Source organism: Streptomyces sp. A012304 (assembly GCF_026008495.1).
Lineage (GTDB): Bacteria > Actinomycetota > Actinomycetes > Streptomycetales > Streptomycetaceae > Streptomyces.
In genome coordinates this window covers 32460-53672 of record NZ_BQUN01000080.1, presented here as the reverse complement: position 1 = coordinate 53672, position 21213 = coordinate 32460, and the positions used below count along the sequence as shown (strand labels likewise).

Genomic DNA, 21213 nt, shown 5'->3' with positions numbered 1-21213 from the left:
CGGTTCTGCCGGGGTTCTCAGGGAGCGCTCAGGGGACTCTCATGGTCGGGCGACAAGCTCGATGTCATGACCGAGAGCATCCGCCGCGACGGCGAGTACGACACCGCGTACCAGAACCCGTACCAGGGCGCCCAGCAGCACGTCTCCGCGCCGGTGAACCCGGTGAACCCCGAGTGGCCGCCCCGGCCGGCCCATGAGCCCGCCCAGGGCGCCGGCGGCGGCGGAACCGCTCTCCTCGCACCGCCGGTGGCCGAGCCCGCGCCCGCGCCGCGCAAGCGCACCCGGGGCCCGGTCGCGCTGCTCGCCGCCGTGGCGATCGTCGCCGCGGCCGTCGGCGGCGGCACCGCGTACGGCATCCAGGAGCTGACCGGCAAGGACACGGTCGTCACCTCCTCGACCACCACCAGCGTGGTGCCCTCCAGCAAGAAGGGCGACGTCGCCGCCATCGCCGCGGCGGTCAGCCCGAGCGTCGTCGAGATCAACGCCACCCTCAGCGGCGGCGCCTCCACCGGCTCCGGTGTGATCATCACCGGCGACGGCGAGATCCTCACCAACAACCACGTCATCTCCGGCGCCTCCTCGATCAAGGTGACGACCAGCGACGGCAAGACCTACACGGCGAAGGTCGTCGGCACCGACAGCAAGAAGGACCTCGCCCTGATCAAGCTGGAGAACGCCTCCGGTCTGAAGGCGGCGACCCTCGGCAACTCCGACGGTGTCCAGGTCGGCGACACGGTCGTGGCGATCGGCTCGCCCGAGGGCCTGACCGGCACCGTCACCAGCGGCATCGTCTCCTCCCTCGACCGGGACGTGACCGTCTCGACCGACGAGAGCCAGGGGCAGCAGCAACAGCAGCAGGGCGGCGGATGGCCGTTCGAGTTCGGCGGCCGGCAGTTCAACGGCGACACCGGCTCGTCGACGACGACGTACAAGGCCATCCAGACCGACGCCTCCCTGAACCCCGGCAACTCCGGCGGCGCGCTGATCGACGCGGTCGGCAACGTCATCGGCATCAACTCCGCGATGTACTCGGCCGCGGACGCCACCTCCTCCGACGCCGGCAGCGTCGGCCTCGGCTTCGCCATCCCGATCAACACCGTCAAGGCCGACCTCGCCACGCTGCGGGCCGGCGGCGCCGACAACTGACACCGGCCAGGACAGCAGGGAGCACGTCATGATCAAGCAGGTCTCGCACACGGTGACCGGTGCCGGCCCGGCCGACCTCGCCCTGGCCCTCGGTGTGGCCTACGAGCTGCACCCGCCGGTGACCCGGGCGCCGGAGATCGCGACGACGTCGACCGGCGCCCGCCCCACGGCCGCCCGCCGCCGCCGGACCGTCCGCGGCTGAGCCCCTCTACGCTGAAAGGCGTTCTGCGGGCTGAAGGCCTTCAGCCCCCTCCACCGCACCCGAGGAAACCACGCCCATGAGCCCCGCCGAAGGCGACCGTGAACCCCAGCGCATCCTGATCGTCGACGACGAGCCGGCGGTGCGCGAAGCACTCCAGCGCAGCCTCGCCTTCGAGGGGTACGCCACGGAGGTCGCGGTGGACGGCGCGGACGCCCTGGAGAAGACCACCGCCTACCGGCCCGACCTGGTGATCCTCGACATCCAGATGCCCCGCATGGACGGCCTCACCGCCGCCCGCCGCATCCGCGGCGCCGGTGACACCACCCCGATCCTGATGCTGACCGCCCGGGACACCGTCGGTGACCGGGTGACGGGACTGGACGCCGGGGCCGACGACTACCTGGTCAAGCCCTTCGAACTCGACGAGCTCTTCGCCCGCGTCCGCGCGCTGCTGCGCCGCAGCTCCTACGTGGCGGCCGTCGCGGACAGCGTCCAGGAGGACGAGGCGCTCACCTTCGCCGACCTGCGCATGAACCTCGCGACACGCGAGGTCACCCGCGGCGGGCGGGCCGTGGAGCTGACCCGTACCGAGTTCACGCTGCTGGAGATGTTCATGGCGCACCCGCGTCAGGTCCTCACCCGGGAGCAGATACTGAAGGCCGTCTGGGGCTTCGACTTCGAGCCGTCCTCGAACTCGCTCGACGTGTACGTGATGTACCTGCGCCGCAAGACGGAGGCCGCCGGCGAGCCACGGCTCGTGCACACCGTGCGGGGCGTGGGGTACGTCCTGCGACAGGGCGGAGCCGAGTGAACAGGGCGGTACGCCGGCTGCGGTCGCTGCCGATCCGGGCGCGGCTGTCGCTGCTGGTCGCCGCGGCGGTGGCGTTCGCGGTGGCGGCGGTGTCGGTGACGTGCTGGTTCCTCGTGCAGGGAAAGCTGTACGAGGAGCTGGAGAACGACCTGCGGTCGGGCGCCAACCGGGCGCAGCCGGCGAACCTGGTGGCCGCCGCCCTCGACACCTGTGCCCAGTCGCCGTCCGACGCGTTCCCCTTCGGGCCGCGCTTCAAGGGCTACTCCCAGCTGGTCCAGTCGAACGGCAAGGGCTGCCTCTACGGCACGTCCACCGCGCTGGTGAAGGTCACCGGCAGCGACAAGGACGTGGCCGAGAACCCGCAACTGGAGGTCATCCGCAACGGCGTCGACAGTGACGGCAACGCGGTGCGCGTGCTGACCACGGCGCTCGTCGTCGACGGCGCCGACGGCCAGTACGTCGTCAAGGACACCGCCCTCCTCGTCGCCGTTCCGCTGAAGAGCACCGAGTCGACCCTCAACGAACTGGCCCTGATCCTTCTCATCGTCTCCGGTATCGGAGTCGTCGGCGCCGGGGCCGCCGGGCTCGCGGTGACGCGCGCCGGTCTGCGGCCCGTCGACAAGCTGACCGAGGCCGTCGAGCACGTGGCCCGCACCGAGGACCTGAGCGTGCGCATCCCGGTGGAGGAGGACGCCGAGGACGAGGTGGCCCGCCTGTCCCGCTCCTTCAACTCGATGACCTCATCGCTCGCCAACTCCCGCGAGCTGCAACAGCAGCTGATCGCGGACGCGGGACACGAGCTGCGCACCCCGCTGACCTCGCTGCGGACGAACATCGAGCTGCTCACCCGCAGCGAGGAGACCGGCCGGCCGATCCCCGAGGCGGACCGCAAGGCGCTGCTCGCGTCGGTGAAGGCGCAGATGACCGAGCTGGCCGCGCTCATCGGCGACCTACAGGAGCTGTCACGCTCGGAGGGACAGCGCGGGGAGCGGGTGCAGGTGGTGTCGCTGGAGGACACCGTGGAGGCGGCTCTGCGCCGGGCGCGGCTGCGCGGCCCCGAACTGACCATCAACTCCTCCCTGGAACCCTGGTACACCCGGGCGGAGCCGGCCGCGCTGGAGCGGGCGGTGGTCAACGTCCTGGACAACGCGGTGAAGTTCAGCCCCGTGGGCGGCACGATCGAGGTGCAGCTCAGCGGGGGCGTGCTGACCGTGCGCGACCACGGTCCCGGCATCGCCGAGGACGAACTGCCGTACGTCTTCGACCGGTTCTGGCGTTCGCCGAGCGCCCGCGCCCTGCCTGGCTCGGGCCTGGGCCTGTCGATCGTCGCCCGCACCGTGCAGCAGTCCGGCGGGCAGATCACCCTGTCCCGGGCGGAGACCGGCGGCACGGTGGCGACCGTACGGCTGCCGGGGGCGCCGACCCCACCGCCGGACACTCCCGCGATGTGACCTTTCCCGGCAACCTTTCCGCTCCGTGCGGCGACCCACCAGCGTCCCGGTCACCCCCCATGGAACGGATGGTCCGATGAGCGCGCACCGCGTCACAGATGCCGGCAGGTCACGGCACCGCAAGAGCAGCAAGGCCCTCGCGATCGGCGTGCCGATGGCGCTGACCGCGGCCGGTGCCCTGGCCTACGGGGCGCTGCCCGGGGTCGGCGCCGCACAGGCCTCCGCCGCCGCGCCCGCCTGGGCCACCGCCACCGCCGACGGCTTCGCCTCGGTCGACGCGCTCGGGCAGAAGGGGACGTACGGCGGACGGGACGGGAAGACCGTCACCGTGAAGACGCTCGCCGACCTGGAGAAGTACGCCACGGCCGCCGAGCCGTACGTGATCGTCGTGGCCGCCACGATCAACATGAACCCGGTCGGCAAGGAGATCAAGGTCGCCTCCGACAAGACCATCGTCGGGTCCGGGACCTCCGGGCACATCGTCGGCGGTGGGTTCTTCCTCGGCCAGGGCGTGCACAACGTGATCATCCGGAACCTGACGATCCGGGACGCGTACCAGGGCGTCTGGAACGACAAGGACCACGACTTCGACGCGATCCAGATGGACGGGGCGCACCACGTCTGGATCGACCACAACGACCTGCGGCACATGGCGGACGGGCTGATCGACGTCCGCAAGGACTCGACGTACGTGACCGTGTCCTGGAACAAGCTCAGCGACGACAACAAGGCCTTCGGCATCGGCTGGACCGAGAACGTCGTCACCGACATCACGATCCACCACAACTGGATCCGCGAGACCGAGCAGCGCAACCCGTCCACGGACAACGCCGCCCACGCCCACCTCTACAACAACTTCCTGGAGGACGTGGCGGGCACCACCGTCAAGTCGTCGTACGGCAACTACGCGCGCGGCAGGACGAAGATGCTCCTGGAGAACTCCTACTTCCAGGGCGTCAACAACCCCGTTATCAAGGACAGCACCGCCTCGCTCGCGCAGAAGGGGAACACGTTCGTCTCGACCAGCGGGCGCAACGAGAGCGGCGGCAGCGCCTTCGACCCGAAGACGTACTACGGCTACACCCTCGACAGGACCGCCGACGTGCCCGCGCTCCTGAAGTCCGGTACGGGTCCGCGTACGTCGATCGGTACGACGGCCTCCGCGACCGCCGAGGCCGCCGCCGCGACCACCCTCACCGTCGCCAAGGACGGCAGCGGGCAGTACCGGACGGTGCAGGCCGCCGTGAACGCCGTACCGGCCAACAACCCCTCCCGGGTGGTGATCCAGGTCAAGCCGGGCACGTACCGCGAGACGGTCAGGGTTACGGCCAACAAGCCGCACGTCACCATCCAGGGCATGGGCGGCAGCCGCAAGGACACCGTGATCGTCTACAACAACGCGGCGGGCACGCCGAAGCCCGACGGTTCCGGCACCTACGGCACGGGCGGCAGCGCCACCGTCGCCGTCGAGGCGGACGACTTCCAGGCGCGCAACCTGACCGTCTCCAACGACTTCGACGAGGCCGCCAACCAGTCCCTGTCCGGGCACCAGGCGGTCGCCCTGCGCACCGCCGCGGACAAGGTGTTCCTGGACGGCGTCATCGTCAGCGGCGACCAGGACACGCTGCTGGTGGACACCGCCTCCAAGGACAGGCTCGGCCGGGTCTACATGACCAACTCCTACGTCATCGGCAACGTCGACTTCATCTTCGGCCGGGCCACCGCGGTCATCGACCGGTCGGTCATCACCCTGAAGAAGCGCTGGAACGGCACCTCGGCCGGCTATGTCACCGCCCCCAGCACGGCCGCGAACCGCAAGGGCATCCTGATCGCCAACTCCACGGTCAACGGTGACGTCTCCGACCGCAGCTTCCACCTCGGCCGGCCCTGGCACGCCGGCGGCGACGCGAGCCTCGACCCGCAGACCACCGTCCGCAACACCACCCTCAGCGCCGCGATCAAGACCACTCCGTGGACCGACATGAGCGGCTTCTCCTGGAAGGACGACCGGTTCGCCGAGTACCGCAACACCGGCCCCGGCGCGGGCGCCGCGAGCGGCGACCGCCCGCAGCTGAGCGACGCCCAGGCCGCCGGCCAGGAGGTCGCGGACTGGCTGGGCGACTGGACGCCGACAGCCTCCTGAACGACCGTGCGCGGGGGTCCGTAGGGTAGGGCCATGCCGGATGACTCGCCCCTGATCCACAGCCTGCGTACGGCAGTTGCCGCAGCCCCCGCCGACATCCCCCTGCGCCTGCACCTCGCGCAGCTCCTCCTGGACGCGGGGCGGTCCGACGCCGCCGTCGCCGAGATCGCCGCCGCGTTGCAGCACGCGCCGGGGGACACGCACGCGCGCGAGCTGATGGCCCGCGCGATGGGCGTGCCCGCCCCCCAGCCCGCGCCGCCCGCCGGGCCGCCGCGCACCGGGTTCGACTGGACCGCCGCCGAGGAGCAGGTCGGGGACGTCGTCCCGCCCAGGTTCGTGGAGACGCCGGTCCGCGCGGACGGGCAGGACGACCCCGGCGACGCCGACGCGTGGGACGTCGAGCGGCCCGGCGGCGTGCGCCTCGCCGACGTCGGCGGCATGCAGGACGTCAAGGACCGGCTGGAGGCGGCGTTCCTCGCCCCGCTGCGCAACCCCGAGCTGCGCCGCCTGTACGGCAAGAGCCTGCGCGGCGGCCTGCTGCTGTACGGGCCGCCCGGCTGCGGCAAGACGTTCATCGCCCGCGCCGTCGCCGGGGAACTCGGGGCCGGTTTCCTGTCGGTGTCCGTCAACGATGTCCTCGACATGTGGATCGGCAACTCCGAGCGCAACATGCACGAGGTGTTCGAGACCGCCCGCCGCCAGGCGCCGTGCGTGGTCTTCCTCGACGAGCTGGACGCGCTGGGCGCCAAGCGCAGCCGCACCGCGCACAGCGGCATGCGCAACACCGTCAACCAGCTGCTGACCGAACTCGACGGCATCCACTCCGACGCCAACGAGGGCGTGTTCGTGCTGGCCGCCACCAACGTGCCCTGGGACGTGGACCTCGCCCTGCGCCGGCCCGGCCGCCTGGACCGCACCCTGCTCGTGCTGCCGCCCGACGCGCCGGCACGCGAGGCGATCCTCCGCTACCACCTGCGTGAACGCCCCATCGAGAACATCGACCTGGCCAAGCTGGCCAAGGTCACCGACGGCCTGTCGGGCGCCGACCTCGCCCATGTGTGCGAGGCGGCGGCCGAGCGGGCGCTGCTCGACTCGGCGCGCACCGGCACCGTCCGCATGATCGGCATGAAGGACCTGCTGGCCGCCGCGAAAGACGTCGTCCCGTCGGCAGAACCCTGGTTCGCCTCGGCACGCAACGTGGCGATGTTCGCCAACGAGGGCGGTATGTACGACGATCTGGTCGCCTACCTGAAGAAGAGACGCAAGCTGTGAGCACCGTGCACCCGGCCGTGGAACGGGCCGACGCGCTGATCGATCTCGAGCGGTACGAGGAGGCCCGGCGGCTGCTGGCCGAGCGCCTCGCGGAGGAACCGGAGGACCTGCGCGCCTGGGTCAAGCTCGCACGCAGCCACCTGGGCGACGAGCCGGACGGGGAGAAGGCGCTGGAGGCCACGGAGCGGGCCCTCGTGCTCGACGCCGAGGACGTCGGCGCCCTCGTCATGCACGCGCACGCCCTCAAGGCCGTGGGCGGACGCTTCCCGGAGACCGAGGACGTCCTGCGCGAGGCGATCCGGCTGGCCCCCGACTACTGGTACCCCTACGCGCTCCTCGCCCACTGGCTGTACCGCATCAGGGCCGTGCACCACGGCCAGACCCACGGCGGCGCGGTGAGCCGCCAGGCCCTGGACGGCTTCCTGCGGGAGGCCGGCGAACTGGCCCAGGAGGCCATCCGGCTGGGCCCGGAGGAGGTGTTCGCCTACGAGGTGGCCTGGACGATCGCGGATCTGGCGAACAACCGGACCGTCGCCGACCAGCTCGACGAGCAGATCCTGCGGCTCGACCCGCAGCACCGGGCCGCCCTCGAACGGCAGACGAGGAAGGCGGCGACCGGCCCCGGCGTCAAGGCCGCGCAGGCCGCCACCCTGTACGCCGACGCGCTGGCCGCCGCCCCCGACTCGACGGTGATGCACCGGGGCCTCGACGAGGCCTCCTACCGTCTGCTGCGCGGCATCCGCTGGCTGGCCCTGCTCTGCCTGGCCCTCGCCGGCGTCGGGCTCGACCTCTTCGCGGTGGAGGGGGAGACCCAGCGGGAACTTCCGCTGCCGGCCGGCCAACGCCTGTGGAACCTCGTGCCGATGGCCGTGATCTGGGCGCTCGGCGCCCTGCTGCGCTACCGGCGGCTGCGGGCGGGCGTGCGGGTCAACCTGCGGTCCCTGATCCGCCGCCGCCCCTGGCCCCGCGCCGTCCTGGCGCAGGCGGCCTGGGCGATGCTGTGCGCGCTGCTCCTCACCGAGGTGCCCTGGTCGGAGCGGACGGTGCCCCAGGTGATCTTCTGGGCGGGGTTGCTGCCGACGGCGGCGACGGTGTGGTTCGACCGGCGCAAGGGCTGAAACACACGACGACGGCGGTGCTGCGGGCCGTATGGAGCCCGACATCCGCCGTCGTCGGTGCGGTCTTACTTGACGATCGTGATCCGGTTCGCCGCCGGGGGCGCGATCGGGCTGGTGGCCGAGGAGTTGGCCTTCAGGTACTGCTCCAGGGCGGCCAGGTCGTCGATGCCGACCAGGTCGTTGGTGCCCTGCCCCAGCGTGGGGATGCCGTCGCCGCCGCCCGCGAGGAAGCTGTTCGTCGCGACGCGGTACGTGGCGGCCGGGTCGATGGCCGCGCCGTTCAGCTTGACGGAGTCCGCGACGACACGGTCGGCGCCGGTCTTCGTCATGTCCAGCGTGTACGTCAGGCCCGCCGACGGCAGCAGGATCTTCGGCGCGGCCGCGTTCGAGCCGCTGACCTGCTCCTTGAGGATCTGGATCAGCTGAGCGCCGGTGAAGTCCTGGAGGTTCACGGTGTTGGAGAACGGCTGCACGGTGAAGCCCTCGGCGTACGTCACCACACCGTCGCCCTCGGTGCCCTTCGCCGCGTAGGTCAGGCCGGCCCGGACGCCGCCCGGGTTCATCAGCGCGAGGTCGGTCTCCGGGTCGAGCTGCTTGCCGTACGCGAGCTGCGCGTCCGCGATCAGGTCACCCATCGGGGACTCGGTGCCCGAGTTGGGGATGTCGGCGGAGATGTAGCCGATCGCGCGGTTGCCGATGGGCGCCGCGAGGGTGTTCCACTTGCTGATCAGCTCGGTCATGTCCGGCGCCTTGGGCACGGTCCGGGTGACCACGTGGTTCGCCGACTTCACCGCCGTACGGGCGATGTCACCCGTGAAGCGGTCGTACGTCAGCGTGGTGTCCGTGTACAGGCGGCCGAACGACGCGGCCGAGGTGACCGTGCGCGGCTTGCCCGACGGGTCGTTGACGGTGCACGCGTACGCGGCGTGCGTGTGGCCCGTGACCAGCGCGTCCACCGACGGCGTGATGTTCTTCGCGATGTCGACGATCGGGCCGGATATGCCGTCGCCCGCGCCCGGCGAGTCACAGTCGTAGTTGTAGGCCGTCGACGCCGGCAGACCGCCCTCGTGGATCAGCGCCACGATCGACTGCACGCCCTGGCGCTGAAGCACCTTGGCGTACTTGTTGATGGTCTCGACCTCGTCCTTGAACTTCAGGCCCTTGACGCCCTCGGCGGACACCACGCCCGGCGTGTCCTCCAGGGTGACGCCGATGAAGCCGATCCGGACGTCCTTCTTCTTCCAGACCCAGTACGGCTTCAGGATCGGCTTGCCGCTCTTGTCGTCCAGGACGTTCGCCGCCAGGTACGGGAAGTCCGCGCCCGCGAAGCCCTCGTCCGTGTAGCAGCCGTCCGTCGGGTGGCAGCCGCCGTTCTGCAGCCGGGCCAGCTCCTTCGCGCCCTCGTCGAACTCGTGGTTGCCGACCGATGTGACGTCCAGGTCCAGCTTGTTCAGCGCCTCGATGGTCGGCTCGTCGTGGAACAGGCCCGAGATCAGCGGGGAGGCGCCGACCATGTCGCCGCCGGCCGCGGTGATGGAGTACTTCTTGCCCTCACGGGCCTGACGCAGATGCGTGGCGAGGTACTCCACACCGCCCGCGTCGATGGTCTTCGTGGTCCCGTCGTGCTGGATCTCGGTGACCCGGCCGGAGGAACCGGCCGGCGGCTCCAGGTTGCCGTGCAGGTCGTTGAAGGACAGCAGCTGCACGTCCTGGTAGCGGCTCGGCAGCGGCTTGCCGTGCTCGGCGTCCTGCGCGCCCGCCGGGAGTGCGGCGACCAGCGCGCCGGCCGTGGCCAGGCCGGCGGCCGCCGCGAGCAGCCCGTACGTACGGCGTCTGCGGCTCGGATACGACTGGGAAGTGGCTGGCATGCGCCCCCCTGTGGTGTCGGCGTCCTCCGGGCCGGGACCGGCCCTGAGAGGCGTGTGAGATGAGTGGCCCCGTCGGGCGGCAGCCTAGAGTCAACGCGCGTAGCGCGACAGGGGGTTCATGGTTACATCCTGGTTTCCCTTTGCCCTCACCTTTGCCTTTCGCCTTCCTTTCCGCTCCGGTGTCGGGGCGCCCTTCCCGTGCCGCCACTTTGCGCGGCCCGCCCCTTACCCTCATACGCATGACCAGCGACGACACCGCACGGACCCACGGCTCCCGATCCATCGAGACCTACTCCGCGCTCTCCCCCGAACAGACCGAGGCCGTCCTCGAACTGCTCGCGGACGCCGCGCGGAACGACGGCCAGCAGGCGGTGTCCGAACAGGGCCGCCTCCAGTTGCGCGGTGGCGCCCGCGAGGGCGTGGCCCATCTGCTGCTCACCGTCGGCGGCGGCGAACTCGTCGGTTACGCCCAACTGGAGGACACCGACCCCGTCGAGGCACCGGCCGCCGAACTCGTCATCCACCCCCTGTTCCGCGGGCACGGGCACGGCCGTGCGCTCGGCTCGGCCCTGCTCGCCGCCTCCGGCAAGCGGTTGCGCGTCTGGGCCCACGGCGGTCACTCCGCGGCCCGGCACCTCGCCCAGGTCCTCGGCCTGACCCTGTTCCGCGAACTGCGGCAGATGCGGCGCCCTTTGACCGACCTCGACCTGCCCGATCCGGTGCTGCCCGAGGGCGTGACCGTCCGCGCCTTCGTTCCCGGCCAGGACGACGGCTCCTGGCTCGCCGTCAACGCCGCCGCCTTCGCCCACCATCCCGAACAGGGCTCCCTCACCCAGCGTGACCTCGACGACCGCAAGGCCGAGCCCTGGTTCGACCCCGCCGGCTTCTTCCTCGCCTTCCACGAGGACCGGCTCATCGGCTTCCACTGGACCAAGGTCCACGCCGAGGAAGGACTCGGCGAGGTCTACGTCCTCGGTGTCTCCCCCGACGCGCAGGGCGGCGGCCTCGGCAAGTCCCTCACCACGATCGGCCTGCGGCATCTCGCGGCGCAGGGCCTGCCGACGGCGATGCTGTATGTCGATGCCGACAACAAGGCGGCGGTGTCGGTGTACGAGCGGCTGGGGTTCGTCACGCACGAGGCGGACCTGATGTACCGCACCGAGACGTGAGGCCGCGCCGCTCGGGCGGGCTGCGGTGAGCGGCGGCTTCCCGGTGGGCGGTGTCGGTGCGGTCGTTCTGGAGGCTGCCGCCCCCGGGCCCAGCGGGAGGCGGTCGCCGTCAGGCCTGGGCCGTTTCCGTGGACTCCACGATCGTGCGAGTTCACCAGCACGCGGCCGGAGCCCGCAAAAAGGGGCCCCAGCCGGCGAACCGGCCGACCACGCCATCGGCGGTCCCGTGGTGTGCTGACGGCCAGGATCCACCTCGCGGCCGATGCCCGCTGCCGACCTCTCGCGTTCGTTCCTTCTCACAGCCGGTCAGGCCACCGGCCTTCACCGACGTGATGGCCCGGCTGGGCGTTCCCCGGCGACGTGGCCGACCGCGCACCAGGCCGGACGTGGTCCTGGCGGACAAGGCATATTCGTCCCGTGCGATCCGCGACCACCTGCGCAAGCGCGGCATCCGGGCCGTGATCCCGGTCCCGGCGGATCAGCGCGGCCACCGGCTGCGACGAGGCGGCAGGCCACCGGCCTTCGACCGCGAGACTTACAAGCAGCGCAACACCGTCGAGCGCTGCATCAACCGCCTCAAGCAGTGGCGCGGCATCGCCACCCGCTACGAGAAGACCGCCACGATCTACCTGGCCGGACTCCACATCGCTGGCATTTCCCCTGGTCCGCCCGCTGATCCAAGCGAAACCGCCTAGGCCCCTTTCCGGCTCGTGAATTCTCCGGCTCGTGATTTCTGTGAGAAGTATTGACGCCGGTGGCCGGATCTTTATTATCCACTTGCTCGATACTACGACCTATGTTCGAAATAGCGAACATATGCGGGGTCGTGCAGCGCCACCATTCGCACCGCCTCCCAGGGGCCGGCAGAGCCGCGCACTCAGAAAAACGAGGTCCCCATGCACAGACTCAGCTTCAGCCGCAGACGTTCGTCCGCGGTTCTCGCCGCCACGACCGCGACCATCGTCTCGGCGGCGGCGGCGCTGCTGGTCGCCAGTCCGACCGCCCAGGCGGCCAGCAGCGGCGCCCTGCGCGGCGTCGGCTCCAACCGGTGTCTCGACGTGCCGGGCGCCAGTCAGACCAATGGCACCAGCACCCAGATCTGGGACTGCTGGGGTGGGACCAATCAGCAGTGGACGCTGACGGACAGCAACCAGCTGACCGTGTACGGCAACAAGTGTTTGGACGTCCCGGGCCACGCCACCACGTCCGGGACCCGGCCGGTGATCTGGGACTGCACCGGCGGTACGAACCAGCAGTGGCGGGTCAACGCCGACGGCACGGTCGTCGGCGTGGAGTCCGGGCTGTGCCTGAGCGTCGCTGGTGCCGGTACCGCCAACGGCACCGCGGTGGAGATCGCGACGTGCAACGGCGGCAGCAACCAGAAGTGGTCCGGCCTGTCCGCGTCGGGCACCACGTGTTCTCTGCCGTCGACGTACCGGTGGACCTCGACCGGCGCGCTGGCGCAGCCGGCGAACGGGTGGTACGCGCTGAAGGACTTCACCACCGTGACGTACCAGGGCAAGCACCTGGTCTACGGGACGTACTCCGACGGCAACTGGAAGTCGATGGGCTTCGGCCCCTTCACGAACTGGTCGGACATGGCGACGGCCCCCCAGACCGCCATGAGCCAGGGCGCGGTGGCGCCCACGCTGATCTACTTCGCGCCCAAGAACATCTGGGTGATGGCCTCCCAGTGGGCCGGCGGCTGGCCCTTCAACTACCGCACGTCCAGCAACCCCACCGACCCCAACAGCTGGTCCGCGCCGCAGCCGCTGTTCACCGGCACCCTCCCCAGCACCGACAACTCCCCCACGGGCCCGATCGACCAGACCCTGATCGCCGACGACCAGAACATGTACCTGTTCTTCGCCGGTGACAACGGCAAGATCTACAAGGCGAGCATGCCGATCGGAAACTTCCCCGGTAACTTCGGCTCGTCGTACACGACGGTCCTGAGCGACACCGTGGACAGGGTGTTCGAGGCGCCGGAGGTCTACAAGGTCCAGGGCCAGAACCAGTACCTCATGATCGTCGAGGCGCGGGGCGCGAACGGGCGCTACTTCCGCTCGTACACCGCCTCCAGCCTGAACGGTCCGTGGACCGTGCAGGCCGGCAGCGAGAGCAGCCCGTTCGCGGGCAAGGCCAACAGCGGTGCCACCTGGACCAACGACATCAGCCACGGTGACCTGGTCCGCAACAACCCCGACCAGACCAAGACCATCGACCCCTGCAACCTGCAGTTCCTCTACCAGGGCAGGGGCGCCACCCCTGCGGGCGCCCCCTACGAGCAGTGGCCGTACCGGCCGGGTGTCCTCACCCTGCAGCGCTGATCCGCCCGACACGCACCACCCAGGGGAACCCCAGCCGCACGTCGGCTGGGGTTCCCCCCTTTGGCGGCCGACGGGCGCCGGCGGTCATCCCGCCGTTCCGGCGATCTCCTTCGGCCGCGCGGGTTCGGCCCGGTCCGCGCCGTCGCAGTACCGGGAGCGCAGCTCCGACAGCACGCCGAACGCCGCCGCCGTCAGCGGCACCGACAGGAGCGTGCCGAGGATGCCGGCGATGGAGGCGCCCGCTGTGAGCGCCAGCAGGATCGCCGCCGGAGACGGCCCGGCAAGCCCCGCAGGGGGCGGTCCGTTGCTCGTCGAGTTGTCCGCGCTACTCGCGTCGGCCATGGACGGGCCTCGTCTTGGACGCCGGACGGGCCGCGCTCACCCGCACTGGGCTGGATACGCCCCGAACCACCCGCGCATGCCGGATCTGCGCCGCAGCGGCTCCGCCGTGCAGGCCATGCTCGCCAGCGTCGTCACGCCCAGCACCACAGCCCATCTGAGCTGGGTCGCCTCGCCCCAGGGGTCCCATGGGGCCGCCGTCAGGCCCCAGCGGTCGGGGATCAGGGCGGCCAGCGCCGCCGCGACGCCCAGCCAGATCGCCGCCGGCCTGCCCGCCTTCGGTCCGTCCGTGAAGCGGACGGTGACGGTCGCCAGGGCCAGGGCGCAGGTGGCCATGGCGGCGGCCTCCAGGGTGGTCCGGCCGAGGGGTGGGCGGGTCGCGTCGGGCAGGAGGAGCAGGGCCGCCGTCCACCACAGTGCCGCGAGCGGAGCGACGAGGGCCAGGCGCAGGCCGGTGCGGAGCGGGCGGCCGAGGGGGGAGGTGACGGTGGTGTGCCGGGCGGGGTCGTCCAGCACGTAGGCCAGGCCGAGGGCGCCGGTCAGTGCGGTGAGCCGCAGCAGGACGAGTCCCGAGTCCTCGCCCGGCGCCTGTTCCGTCCAACGCGCGCTGCCGGCGAGCAGCAGCCCCAGCCCGCCCGCCGCGGCCAACGCCTTCCAGGGCAGGATGCGCCAGACGCGCGGGAGGAGGGAGCGGAGCAGGACGGCGGTGACAGGCGCCCGGCCCGTCCCGGCGGAGGGGATCTGGCCTACTCGCACGGTTCCGCTCCCTCCGGCACCGCGACCCCCAGCAGCTTCGCCGCCTGCGCCGTCGAGGTGTGCGGCGAGGTCAGTTCCGCCCAGTGGGCCTTGACCTTCGCGGTGACCTCGGCGCGCGGCCGGGAGAGCAGTTCACTGACCACCGCGGTCTGCTCCTCGGACAGGGACAGGGGGTTGGTCGGGGAGAGGACCACTCCGGAGCCGCTGGTGCTGTCGTCCAGGCGGAGGGTCCGGAAGGTGGCCCACGGGGTGGGGTCGGTGCCCAGGACCAGCCACATGATCGTCACCGGGCGGGCGTCGCACATGCCTTCGCCGTCGTCCTCCGTGCCCGTCACCAGGACGGTGGCGGCGCCGACCGCGAACTCGGGGACGCGGTTGCCGCCCCAGCGGGTGCCGACCGTCACCTCACCGGGGGTGTCGGACGGGGTCAGGGTGGAGTCGACCTCGATGCCGCCGCTGGTGTCGATGCGCTGGCGGACCGTCAGCCGGGCGTCGGCGGCGGTGCCGCCCGCGGCGGACCGGACACGGGCGACGACCTCCGCCCAGTCGTCGCGCACCACGGTCCACTCGGGGAACGAGCAGTACGTGGACCCGTCGATCGTGGTGCACGACTGGACCTTCTGCGGTGCCGTGGACGCCGTCTCCCGCGCCGCCTCCAGAGCCGCCGTGTCCTGCGGGATCTGGCCGATCGCGCCGGCCGCGGTCGTCGCGACGGCGAGGGCGGTCGCCACCTTGACGCCGAGCGTCCGGCCGCCGGACAGGAGCAGCGCCGAGCAGATCACCAGCGCGCACAGGCCCACCAGATAGATCGCGTGCCAGGCGGCCGGGCGGCCCAGGAGGTCGGAGGGGACCGGGTCACCGCCGGAGTTCTCCGAGAAGAGGACCGGGGAGAGCCGGCCCACCCACACGCCCTCGGCCTCGACCGACGACGCCACCATGACGAGCAGGTAGGCGGCCACCACGAACAGCATGGGCGCGAAGGGCGAGGGCACGAGGCGGGCCAGCAGCACGCCCACCACCCCCGCCAGCAGCACGGTCAGGGGGCCCACGGCCAGCTCACCGATCGAACCGTGCCCGATCGCCCCCGGCTTGAGCGCCTGCCCGGTGAACTCGACGGTGACGACGAGCGCGGTGAGGACCACGAACGGGACCACCGAGAGCACATGGGCGACCGTGCGCCGCCAGGGCTCCATGGCCAGGACGTCGAACTGGTGGACCGTGCCGTTCTTCCGCGCGCGCAGGGCGGCCGCGTTGACACAGACCAGCAGGGCGATCGCGGTGAGCAGGGGGCCCGGCTGGGTGTCGCGGTCGGTTCTGTGCAGGATCGGGTAGTCGGCCATGCCGTCCTCGCCGTTCAGCAGGCCCCAGGCGGCGAGGCCGATGTAGAGGACGAGGAAGAACAGGATCGGGATCTGCAGGAACAGTTCGCGGGTCTCGAAGCGGGCCAGGGCGAGGACGGCGCCGAAGCGGCGGGGCTCGCGCGGCGGCTCGTCGAGCGTGGTGGCGGGGTCCATGACCGGGGTCACCGGGGTGCTCATGCCGTCACCGCCTTGTTCTCGCCGTCGAGGACGAGCAGGTAGCCGTCTTCCAGAGTGGGTTCGAGGAGGTCGGCGCCCTGCGGGGGCTCTCCGACGTTGCGGAAGGTGCCGGTGCCGGTGCGCCAGCCGGCCAGGGCGCCCGGGTCGCGTTCCGTGCTGCTCCAGACCCGGCCGGCCGCGCGGACGGTCAGCTCGGCGGGGGTGCCCTCGAAGCGGACCCGGCCGTGGGCCAGGACCACGACCCGGTGGCAGAGCATCGCCACGTCCTCCGTCTGGTGGGTGGACAGCAGGACCGTGCGGCCCTCGCCCGCTTCGGCGATCAACTCACGGAATCTCATGCGCTGTTCGGGGTCCAGGCCGACGGTCGGCTCGTCCAGGACGAGGAAGCCCGGGTCACCGACGAGCGCGGCGGCCAGGGCGACGCGCTGGCGCATGCCGCCGGAGAGCCGCTTGATGCGCTGTCCACGCACGTCCGCGAGGTCGACGGCCTCCAGCACGCGCCGCACCTCCTGGTGGCGGGCGCTCCGGTCGGTCAGTTCCTTCAGGATCGCCACATAGTCGACGAACTCGAAGGCCGTGAAGTCCGGGTGGAAGCCCGGGGTCTGCGGCAGGTAGCCGAGCGTGCGGCGCAGGGCGAGGCGGCCGGCCGAGGTGGCCGGGTCGTGGCCCAGCGCGGTGAACCCGCCCTTGCCGGGCGGCACGGCCGTGGCCAGCACCCGCAACAGAGTGGTCTTGCCGGCGCCGTTGGGGCCGAGCAGACCGGTGACGCCACGGGGCAGGCCCAGCGAGACACCGTCGAGGGCGCGGGTGCCGCCGTAGCGCAGGGACACATCGGTGGCCGTCACCGTGGTGGGTGCGGAGGTCATGGGTGGCTCCTGGAAGTCAGGGTGGTGGGGACGGGGGCGGCGGCGGGCGGTGTCATCGCTCGCCCCCGTCCGGGAAGCCGGTGAGGGGACGTGCGTCGAAGCGGTCTCTGGTCTGGTAGAGCAGGACGGTCGCGAGGACCGTGACGGCCGCGGCGGCCGACTGTCCGGCCGCCGTGAACGGGGCGAGGGTCTCCTGGTGCCGTGTCTGGGCCACCGCCAGCAGCGTCAGCCAGGCGCCGCCCACCACGGTGGGCGCGAGGACCGGGCCGAGCCTGGGGGTCAGCACCAGGCCCGTCGCCGTGAGGGCGAGCGCCGGCAGCAGCCAGGTCAGGGCCAGCAGTCCGTACGCGGGCAGGGCGAGGGTCGCCAGGCCGTTGAACGCCAGCCCCGCGGTGAGCACCGCGACCGTCCGGATCATCAGCAGCCGGAAGCCGTGCAGCGGGGCGACGGCGGCCATCTCGTAGGTCGGGTCGACGGCCGGTCCGTAGGACAGGGCCACACCCGCGAGCGGCAGCAGCGGGGCGAGCGCCAGGAACAGGGCGGGACGGTCCGCCAGGTGCACCATCAGCACCGTCATGACCAGGAGCGACACCACCGACAGCAGCCAGGAGCGGCGCAGCACCGGTGTCGCCGCGAGCAGCCGCGCGGTGTGGTCGGCCAGGCCGAGCCGCACCAGCAGCCGCTCGACGACTCCCGGCCGCGGCGCGTCCAGCTCGGCGTCCAGCCGCTGCCAGCCGGCGTCCAGCGCGACCGGGTCGACGGCCGACGCGAGCCGCGTCCGGCACTGGGCGCATCCGGTGAGGTGGGTGTCGGCGGACCACAGCAGCGGCGCCGCCAGCTCACCTCGCGCGTACGCGCGCAGATCCTCTTCTGCCACGTGCCACGTCATGCCAGCGCCTCCCGCAGTTGCTTGCGGGCCCGCTGGGCCCGCGTCTTGACCGTGCCCGGGGGGATGCCGAGCAGGACGGCCGCCTCCCGGGTGGTGAGCCCGTCGATGACGGTGGCCTGGAGGACCGCCCGCAGCTCCGGGGAGAGGCGGGTGAGGGCCCCGGCCAGATCGCCGTGCTCCACGCCCGTGAGGACACGTTCCTCCGCGGAGGCCTCGTCTCTGTGGCGCAGCCGCGCCAGCGCCTGGCGCAGGCGGCCGCGCGCGCCGTCTCCCCGGATGGCGTCGACCAGCCGGCGGGCGCCGATGCGCCAGAGCCAGCCGGCCACGTCGCCCTCCTCGCGGTAGCGGGCGCTGCCCCGCCACACCGCGAGGAACGTCTCCTGCACGACGTCGTCGACTATCCCGGCGTCGGCGCAGCGGCTGCGCATGCGCGCCGTCAGCCACGGCGCGTACCGCCGGTACAGCTCCTCGAAGGCATGACGGTCCCCGTCCGCCGCGATGGCCCGCAGCAGCTCCCCGTCGCTTCTCGTTTCGCTCACATCCCCTCATCGGACGAGCCCCGCCGAACGGTTCACGATCCGGCCCACCAGTTTTCCGCGAGGCCGGGCCGCAGCCCGGGCGGAGGTTGCGTCGCTGGTACGGGGGCTGGCTCGTGGGTGCACGGGCTGCGCCACGGGTGCGCGGGCCGCGGTTACGGGTAACGGGAGCTGCGCCGCCGGTGCGGAGGCCAACCGTCGGTGCGGGCGTTCCGCTTGACGTACCCGGCACCCTTCCACCACCCTTTCACTACTCAATTAGTGAAAGGCTGGTGGAAGGGTGGTCGAGTACCGCATCGACCGGCACAGCGGCGTGGCCACCTACGTCCAGATCGTCCAGCAGACGAAACAGGCCCTGCGCCTGGGCATGCTGCGGCCCGGCGACAAGCTCCCGACGGCCCGCGAGGTCGTCGAGGCGACCGCCATCAACCCGAACACCGTGCTGAAGGCCTACCGCGAGCTGGAACGCGACGGGCTCGTCGAGGCCCGGCGCGGGCTCGGCACCTTCGTACGGCGCGGGCTGAGCACCGCCCCGGCCGACTCTCCCCTGCGCGCCGAACTCGACGGCTGGGCCCACCGGGCCCGCGAGGCCGGCCTGGACCGGGACGACGTGGCCGCGCTCTTCACCTCCGTCCTGGACAAGCACTTCACCGGCCAGGCCGACCCGCACACCGACGACCCCGGCCGAGCCCAGCAGCAGACCACCAAGACCGGCCACGCCGAACAGCAGACCACCGACCACGTCAAGCACTCCCAGGGGGACCTCTCATGACCGACACCGCCATGGCGGCCACCGCGCTCGGCAAGCGCTTCGGCCGGCGCGGGGGCTGGGCCCTGCGCGGCTGCGCCTTCCGGCTGCCCGCCGGGCGCGTCTGTGCCGTCGTCGGCCCCAACGGGGCGGGCAAGTCCACGCTCCTCGCGCTCGCCGCCGGTCTGCTGGCCCCCACCGAGGGCACGGTCACCGTCCTCGGCACGGACCCGGCGTCCGCACGCACGCGTGTCGGTTACGTCGCGCAGGACAAGCCGCTGTACCCGCATCTCACCGTCGCCGAGACCCTGCGCGTGGGCAGTGACCTCAACCCCGCCCGCTGGGACGCCGAGACGGCCGAGCGGATCGTCTCCGCGGGCGAGCTCGACCCCAAGGCGAGGATCCGCTCCCTCTCCGGGGGCCAGCGCACCCGCGTCGCGCTCGCCCTGGCCCTCGCCAAGCAGCCGGAACTGCTGCTCCTGGACGAGCCGATGGCCGACCTCGACCCGCTGGCCCGGCACGAGCTGATGGGCACGCTGATGGCGCAGGCCGCGCAGTACGGCACCACGATCGTGATGTCGTCCCACGTGGTCGCCGAGCTGGAGGACTCCTGCGACCACCTGCTGCTGGTCGGCGGCGGCCGGGTCCGGCTGGCCGGCGAGATCGACGAGCTGCTCGCCGCCCACGCGCGCGTGAGCGGCCCCTCGGACGCCGGGGAGAGGGAGCTGTCCGCGCACACGGTGGTCGAGTCCCGCGTCACCGGCCGCCAGGTCAGCGCGTTGATACGCCCGGCCGGCCGCATCGGCGAGGACTGGCACCCCACGCCGCCCTCCCTGGAGGAACTCCTCCTCGCCTACCTGCGCAACCCCCAGGCGGCCCCCCTGTCCCCCTCCGACACGGAGACGGACCCCCGCACCGGCTCCGGCACCCGCCGCGACTCCGGCTCCGGCTCCGGCTCCGGCTCCGGCTCCGGCTCCGGCTCCGACGAGGAGACCGCCGCATGACCCCCACGGCCTCCCCCACCGCCCCCGAAGCTCCCAAAGCCCCCAAGGCCACCAAGCCCACCAAAGGCACCGGAACCCCCGGCCGCACCCCCGCCCCGCACCTCCTCCGCTGGCTGTACCGCCTCCACCGCCCCGCCTTTGTGCTGTGGACCGGCCTCGTGGCCCTCCTCGCCCTCGCCCTGCTGGCGCTGTGGGGCCCGCTCACCGACGCCGCGGCCGAGGGCTGGCGGCAGTACGACGCCTGCCGCCAGGACGGTCGCTGCCGCTACGACCAGGACGCCATCCTGCGCTACAAGGACGTCTACACGTACACGACGTTCGCCCTGAACGCGCTGCCGTTCCTCGTCGCCGCCTGGTCGGGCGCCGCCCTCGTCGGCCGCGAGCTGGAGCACGGCACCGCCCGGCTCGCCTGGACCCAGGGCATCTCCCCCATCCGCTGGCTGACCGCCAAGCTCGCCGTGCCCGCCGTCCTCCTCACCGCGGGCACGAGCCTGCTGGTCGCCCTGCACCACCTTGCGTGGCGGGCGGGCCAGGGCCGTATCGACACCGCCAAGAGCTGGTACGACGACCCGACCCTGCACGCCAACGGCCCCACCACGGTCGCCTTCGTCCTCGTCGGCCTCGCCGCCGGCGCCCTCGCCGGCCTGGTGCTGCGCCGCACCCTGCCCGCGCTGGTCCTCGCACTGGGCCTCGCCGCCGCCGTACGGTTCCTGGCCGGTCTGGCCATGCCGCACCTATGGCCGGGCGTCACCCGCGTCACCTCGCTCGCCACCGGCTACGTCCACTCCGGCATCCACGTCGAATCGGGCCTGGTCACCTCCACCGGCGCGCACATCTCCGACCCCGGCTGCGGACCGCTGTCCGTCGAGGCCTGCGACGCCCGGTACGCCGAACTCGACGCCACCGGCTTCTACGCCACGTACCACCCGCCGTCCCACTACTGGCCGCTCCAGCTGACCACGACCGCCCTGGTCCTCACCATCGCCACCGCCCTCGCACTGACCGCGTTCCTCCTGCTCAGGAACGC

The 21213-nt window shown here is 72.1% G+C and carries 18 protein-coding genes and 2 pseudogenes; 13 read left to right on the top strand and 7 right to left on the bottom strand.

What is annotated here, in order from left to right; genetic code table 11:
- Positions 1 to 66 precede the first annotated feature (66 nt).
- The 7 genes from ALMP_RS17825 (at position 67) to ALMP_RS17795 (ending at position 8143) form a co-directional block, all read left to right on the top strand.
- Positions 67 to 1146, top strand: a complete 1080-nt coding sequence (locus ALMP_RS17825; protein ID WP_264929370.1) for a S1C family serine protease — start codon at positions 67 to 69, stop codon at positions 1144 to 1146.
- Between the two features lie 28 nt (positions 1147 to 1174).
- On the top strand, positions 1175 to 1348 hold the full coding sequence (locus tag ALMP_RS17820) for a hypothetical protein (protein WP_264929367.1): 174 nt from the start codon (positions 1175 to 1177) through the stop codon (positions 1346 to 1348).
- A 76-nt stretch (positions 1349 to 1424) separates the two neighbouring features.
- The gene (locus tag ALMP_RS17815) at positions 1425 to 2159 is read left to right on the top strand and encodes a response regulator transcription factor (RefSeq protein ID WP_264929366.1); all 735 of its coding nucleotides are present in this window, start codon (positions 1425 to 1427) and stop codon (positions 2157 to 2159) included.
- Complete coding sequence (locus tag ALMP_RS17810; protein ID WP_264929365.1) at positions 2156 to 3610, top strand: HAMP domain-containing sensor histidine kinase; 1455 nt, start codon at positions 2156 to 2158, stop codon at positions 3608 to 3610. The genes ALMP_RS17815 and ALMP_RS17810 overlap by 4 nt, the downstream gene beginning before the upstream one ends.
- Positions 3611 to 3686: 76 nt before the next feature.
- Positions 3687 to 5753 (top strand): pectinesterase family protein, encoded by a 2067-nt coding sequence (locus ALMP_RS17805; protein ID WP_264929364.1) that lies wholly within the window; start codon positions 3687 to 3689, stop codon positions 5751 to 5753.
- Between the two features lie 33 nt (positions 5754 to 5786).
- The gene (locus ALMP_RS17800) at positions 5787 to 7025 is read left to right on the top strand and encodes a 26S protease regulatory subunit (RefSeq protein ID WP_264929363.1); all 1239 of its coding nucleotides are present in this window, start codon (positions 5787 to 5789) and stop codon (positions 7023 to 7025) included.
- On the top strand, positions 7022 to 8143 hold the full coding sequence (locus ALMP_RS17795; RefSeq protein ID WP_264929361.1) for a lipopolysaccharide assembly protein LapB: 1122 nt from the start codon (positions 7022 to 7024) through the stop codon (positions 8141 to 8143). Before ALMP_RS17800 ends, ALMP_RS17795 begins: the two co-directional genes overlap by 4 nt.
- Positions 8144 to 8208: 65 nt before the next feature.
- On the opposite strand, the gene ALMP_RS17790 is transcribed toward ALMP_RS17795, so the two are convergent.
- Complete coding sequence (locus ALMP_RS17790; RefSeq protein WP_264929359.1) at positions 8209 to 10011, bottom strand: bifunctional UDP-sugar hydrolase/5'-nucleotidase; 1803 nt, start codon at positions 10009 to 10011, stop codon at positions 8209 to 8211.
- Positions 10012 to 10250: 239 nt separating this feature from the next.
- Between ALMP_RS17790 and mshD the strand changes: the two genes are divergently transcribed.
- The 3 genes and pseudogenes from mshD (at position 10251) to ALMP_RS17775 (ending at position 13510) form a co-directional block, all read left to right on the top strand.
- Positions 10251 to 11180 carry a mycothiol synthase gene (mshD, locus tag ALMP_RS17785; RefSeq protein ID WP_264929357.1) on the top strand — a complete coding sequence of 310 codons (930 nt, stop codon included), beginning with the start codon at positions 10251 to 10253 and terminating at the stop codon, positions 11178 to 11180.
- Between the two features lie 101 nt (positions 11181 to 11281).
- Positions 11282 to 11875, top strand: a pseudogene (locus tag ALMP_RS17780) (IS5 family transposase); the annotation flags it as partial.
- A 201-nt stretch (positions 11876 to 12076) separates the two neighbouring features.
- A complete protein-coding gene (locus ALMP_RS17775) occupies positions 12077 to 13510 on the top strand; it encodes a non-reducing end alpha-L-arabinofuranosidase family hydrolase (RefSeq protein WP_264929355.1) in 1434 nt (477 codons plus the stop codon).
- 84 nt (positions 13511 to 13594) lie between these two features.
- Here ALMP_RS17775 and ALMP_RS17770 read toward each other — a convergent pair.
- From ALMP_RS17770 to ALMP_RS17745, 6 genes and pseudogenes are all read right to left on the bottom strand, one after another.
- Positions 13595 to 13780 (bottom strand): annotated as a pseudogene (locus tag ALMP_RS17770) (AI-2E family transporter); the annotation flags it as partial.
- Between the two features lie 108 nt (positions 13781 to 13888).
- Positions 13889 to 14605, bottom strand: coding sequence for an ABC transporter (locus ALMP_RS17765; protein WP_264929354.1), 717 nt, complete (start codon positions 14603 to 14605; stop codon positions 13889 to 13891).
- Positions 14596 to 16143 carry an ABC transporter permease gene (locus tag ALMP_RS17760; RefSeq protein WP_264929352.1) on the bottom strand — a complete coding sequence of 516 codons (1548 nt, stop codon included), beginning with the start codon at positions 16141 to 16143 and terminating at the stop codon, positions 14596 to 14598. Before ALMP_RS17760 ends, ALMP_RS17765 begins: the two co-directional genes overlap by 10 nt.
- The gene (locus ALMP_RS17755) at positions 16140 to 17009 is read right to left on the bottom strand and encodes an ABC transporter ATP-binding protein (RefSeq protein ID WP_264929350.1); all 870 of its coding nucleotides are present in this window, start codon (positions 17007 to 17009) and stop codon (positions 16140 to 16142) included. Before ALMP_RS17755 ends, ALMP_RS17760 begins: the two co-directional genes overlap by 4 nt.
- Positions 17010 to 17061: 52 nt before the next feature.
- Entirely contained in the window at positions 17062 to 17898 is an 837-nt protein-coding gene (locus ALMP_RS17750) for a zf-HC2 domain-containing protein (RefSeq protein ID WP_264929348.1), read from the bottom strand.
- Positions 17895 to 18437, bottom strand: coding sequence for an RNA polymerase sigma factor (locus ALMP_RS17745; RefSeq protein WP_264929346.1), 543 nt, complete (start codon positions 18435 to 18437; stop codon positions 17895 to 17897). Before ALMP_RS17745 ends, ALMP_RS17750 begins: the two co-directional genes overlap by 4 nt.
- Before the next feature lie 277 nt (positions 18438 to 18714).
- Between ALMP_RS17745 and ALMP_RS17740 the strand changes: the two genes are divergently transcribed.
- From ALMP_RS17740 to ALMP_RS17730, 3 genes are all read left to right on the top strand, one after another.
- Positions 18715 to 19206 carry a GntR family transcriptional regulator gene (locus ALMP_RS17740; RefSeq protein ID WP_264929344.1) on the top strand — a complete coding sequence of 164 codons (492 nt, stop codon included), beginning with the start codon at positions 18715 to 18717 and terminating at the stop codon, positions 19204 to 19206.
- Entirely contained in the window at positions 19203 to 20186 is a 984-nt protein-coding gene (locus tag ALMP_RS17735; RefSeq protein WP_264929342.1) for an ABC transporter ATP-binding protein, read from the top strand. The genes ALMP_RS17740 and ALMP_RS17735 overlap by 4 nt, the downstream gene beginning before the upstream one ends.
- Positions 20183 to 21213 (top strand): ABC transporter permease subunit (locus ALMP_RS17730; RefSeq protein ID WP_264929340.1); only part of this gene is annotated, 1031 nt, incomplete at its 3' end. The genes ALMP_RS17735 and ALMP_RS17730, both read left to right, overlap by 4 nt.

Bases quoted from the DNA above. Each gene is read 5' to 3' on its own strand.
- ALMP_RS17805 (WP_264929364.1), top strand. From the start codon at position 3,687: ATGAGCGCGCACCGCGTCACAGATGCCGGCAGGTCACGGCACCGCAAG.
- mshD (WP_264929357.1), top strand. From the start codon at position 10,251: ATGACCAGCGACGACACCGCACGGACCCACGGCTCCCGATCCATCGAG.
- ALMP_RS17775 (WP_264929355.1), top strand. From the start codon at position 12,077: ATGCACAGACTCAGCTTCAGCCGCAGACGTTCGTCCGCGGTTCTCGCC.
- ALMP_RS17755 (WP_264929350.1), bottom strand. From the start codon at position 17,009: ATGACCTCCGCACCCACCACGGTGACGGCCACCGATGTGTCCCTGCGC.
- ALMP_RS17820 (WP_264929367.1), top strand. From the start codon at position 1,175: ATGATCAAGCAGGTCTCGCACACGGTGACCGGTGCCGGCCCGGCCGAC.
- ALMP_RS17825 (WP_264929370.1), top strand. From the start codon at position 67: ATGACCGAGAGCATCCGCCGCGACGGCGAGTACGACACCGCGTACCAG.
- ALMP_RS17735 (WP_264929342.1), top strand. From the start codon at position 19,203: ATGACCGACACCGCCATGGCGGCCACCGCGCTCGGCAAGCGCTTCGGC.
- ALMP_RS17815 (WP_264929366.1), top strand. From the start codon at position 1,425: ATGAGCCCCGCCGAAGGCGACCGTGAACCCCAGCGCATCCTGATCGTC.
- ALMP_RS17760 (WP_264929352.1), bottom strand. From the start codon at position 16,143: ATGAGCACCCCGGTGACCCCGGTCATGGACCCCGCCACCACGCTCGAC.
- ALMP_RS17750 (WP_264929348.1), bottom strand. From the start codon at position 17,898: ATGACGTGGCACGTGGCAGAAGAGGATCTGCGCGCGTACGCGCGAGGT.
- ALMP_RS17800 (WP_264929363.1), top strand. From the start codon at position 5,787: ATGCCGGATGACTCGCCCCTGATCCACAGCCTGCGTACGGCAGTTGCC.
- ALMP_RS17790 (WP_264929359.1), bottom strand. From the start codon at position 10,011: ATGCCAGCCACTTCCCAGTCGTATCCGAGCCGCAGACGCCGTACGTAC.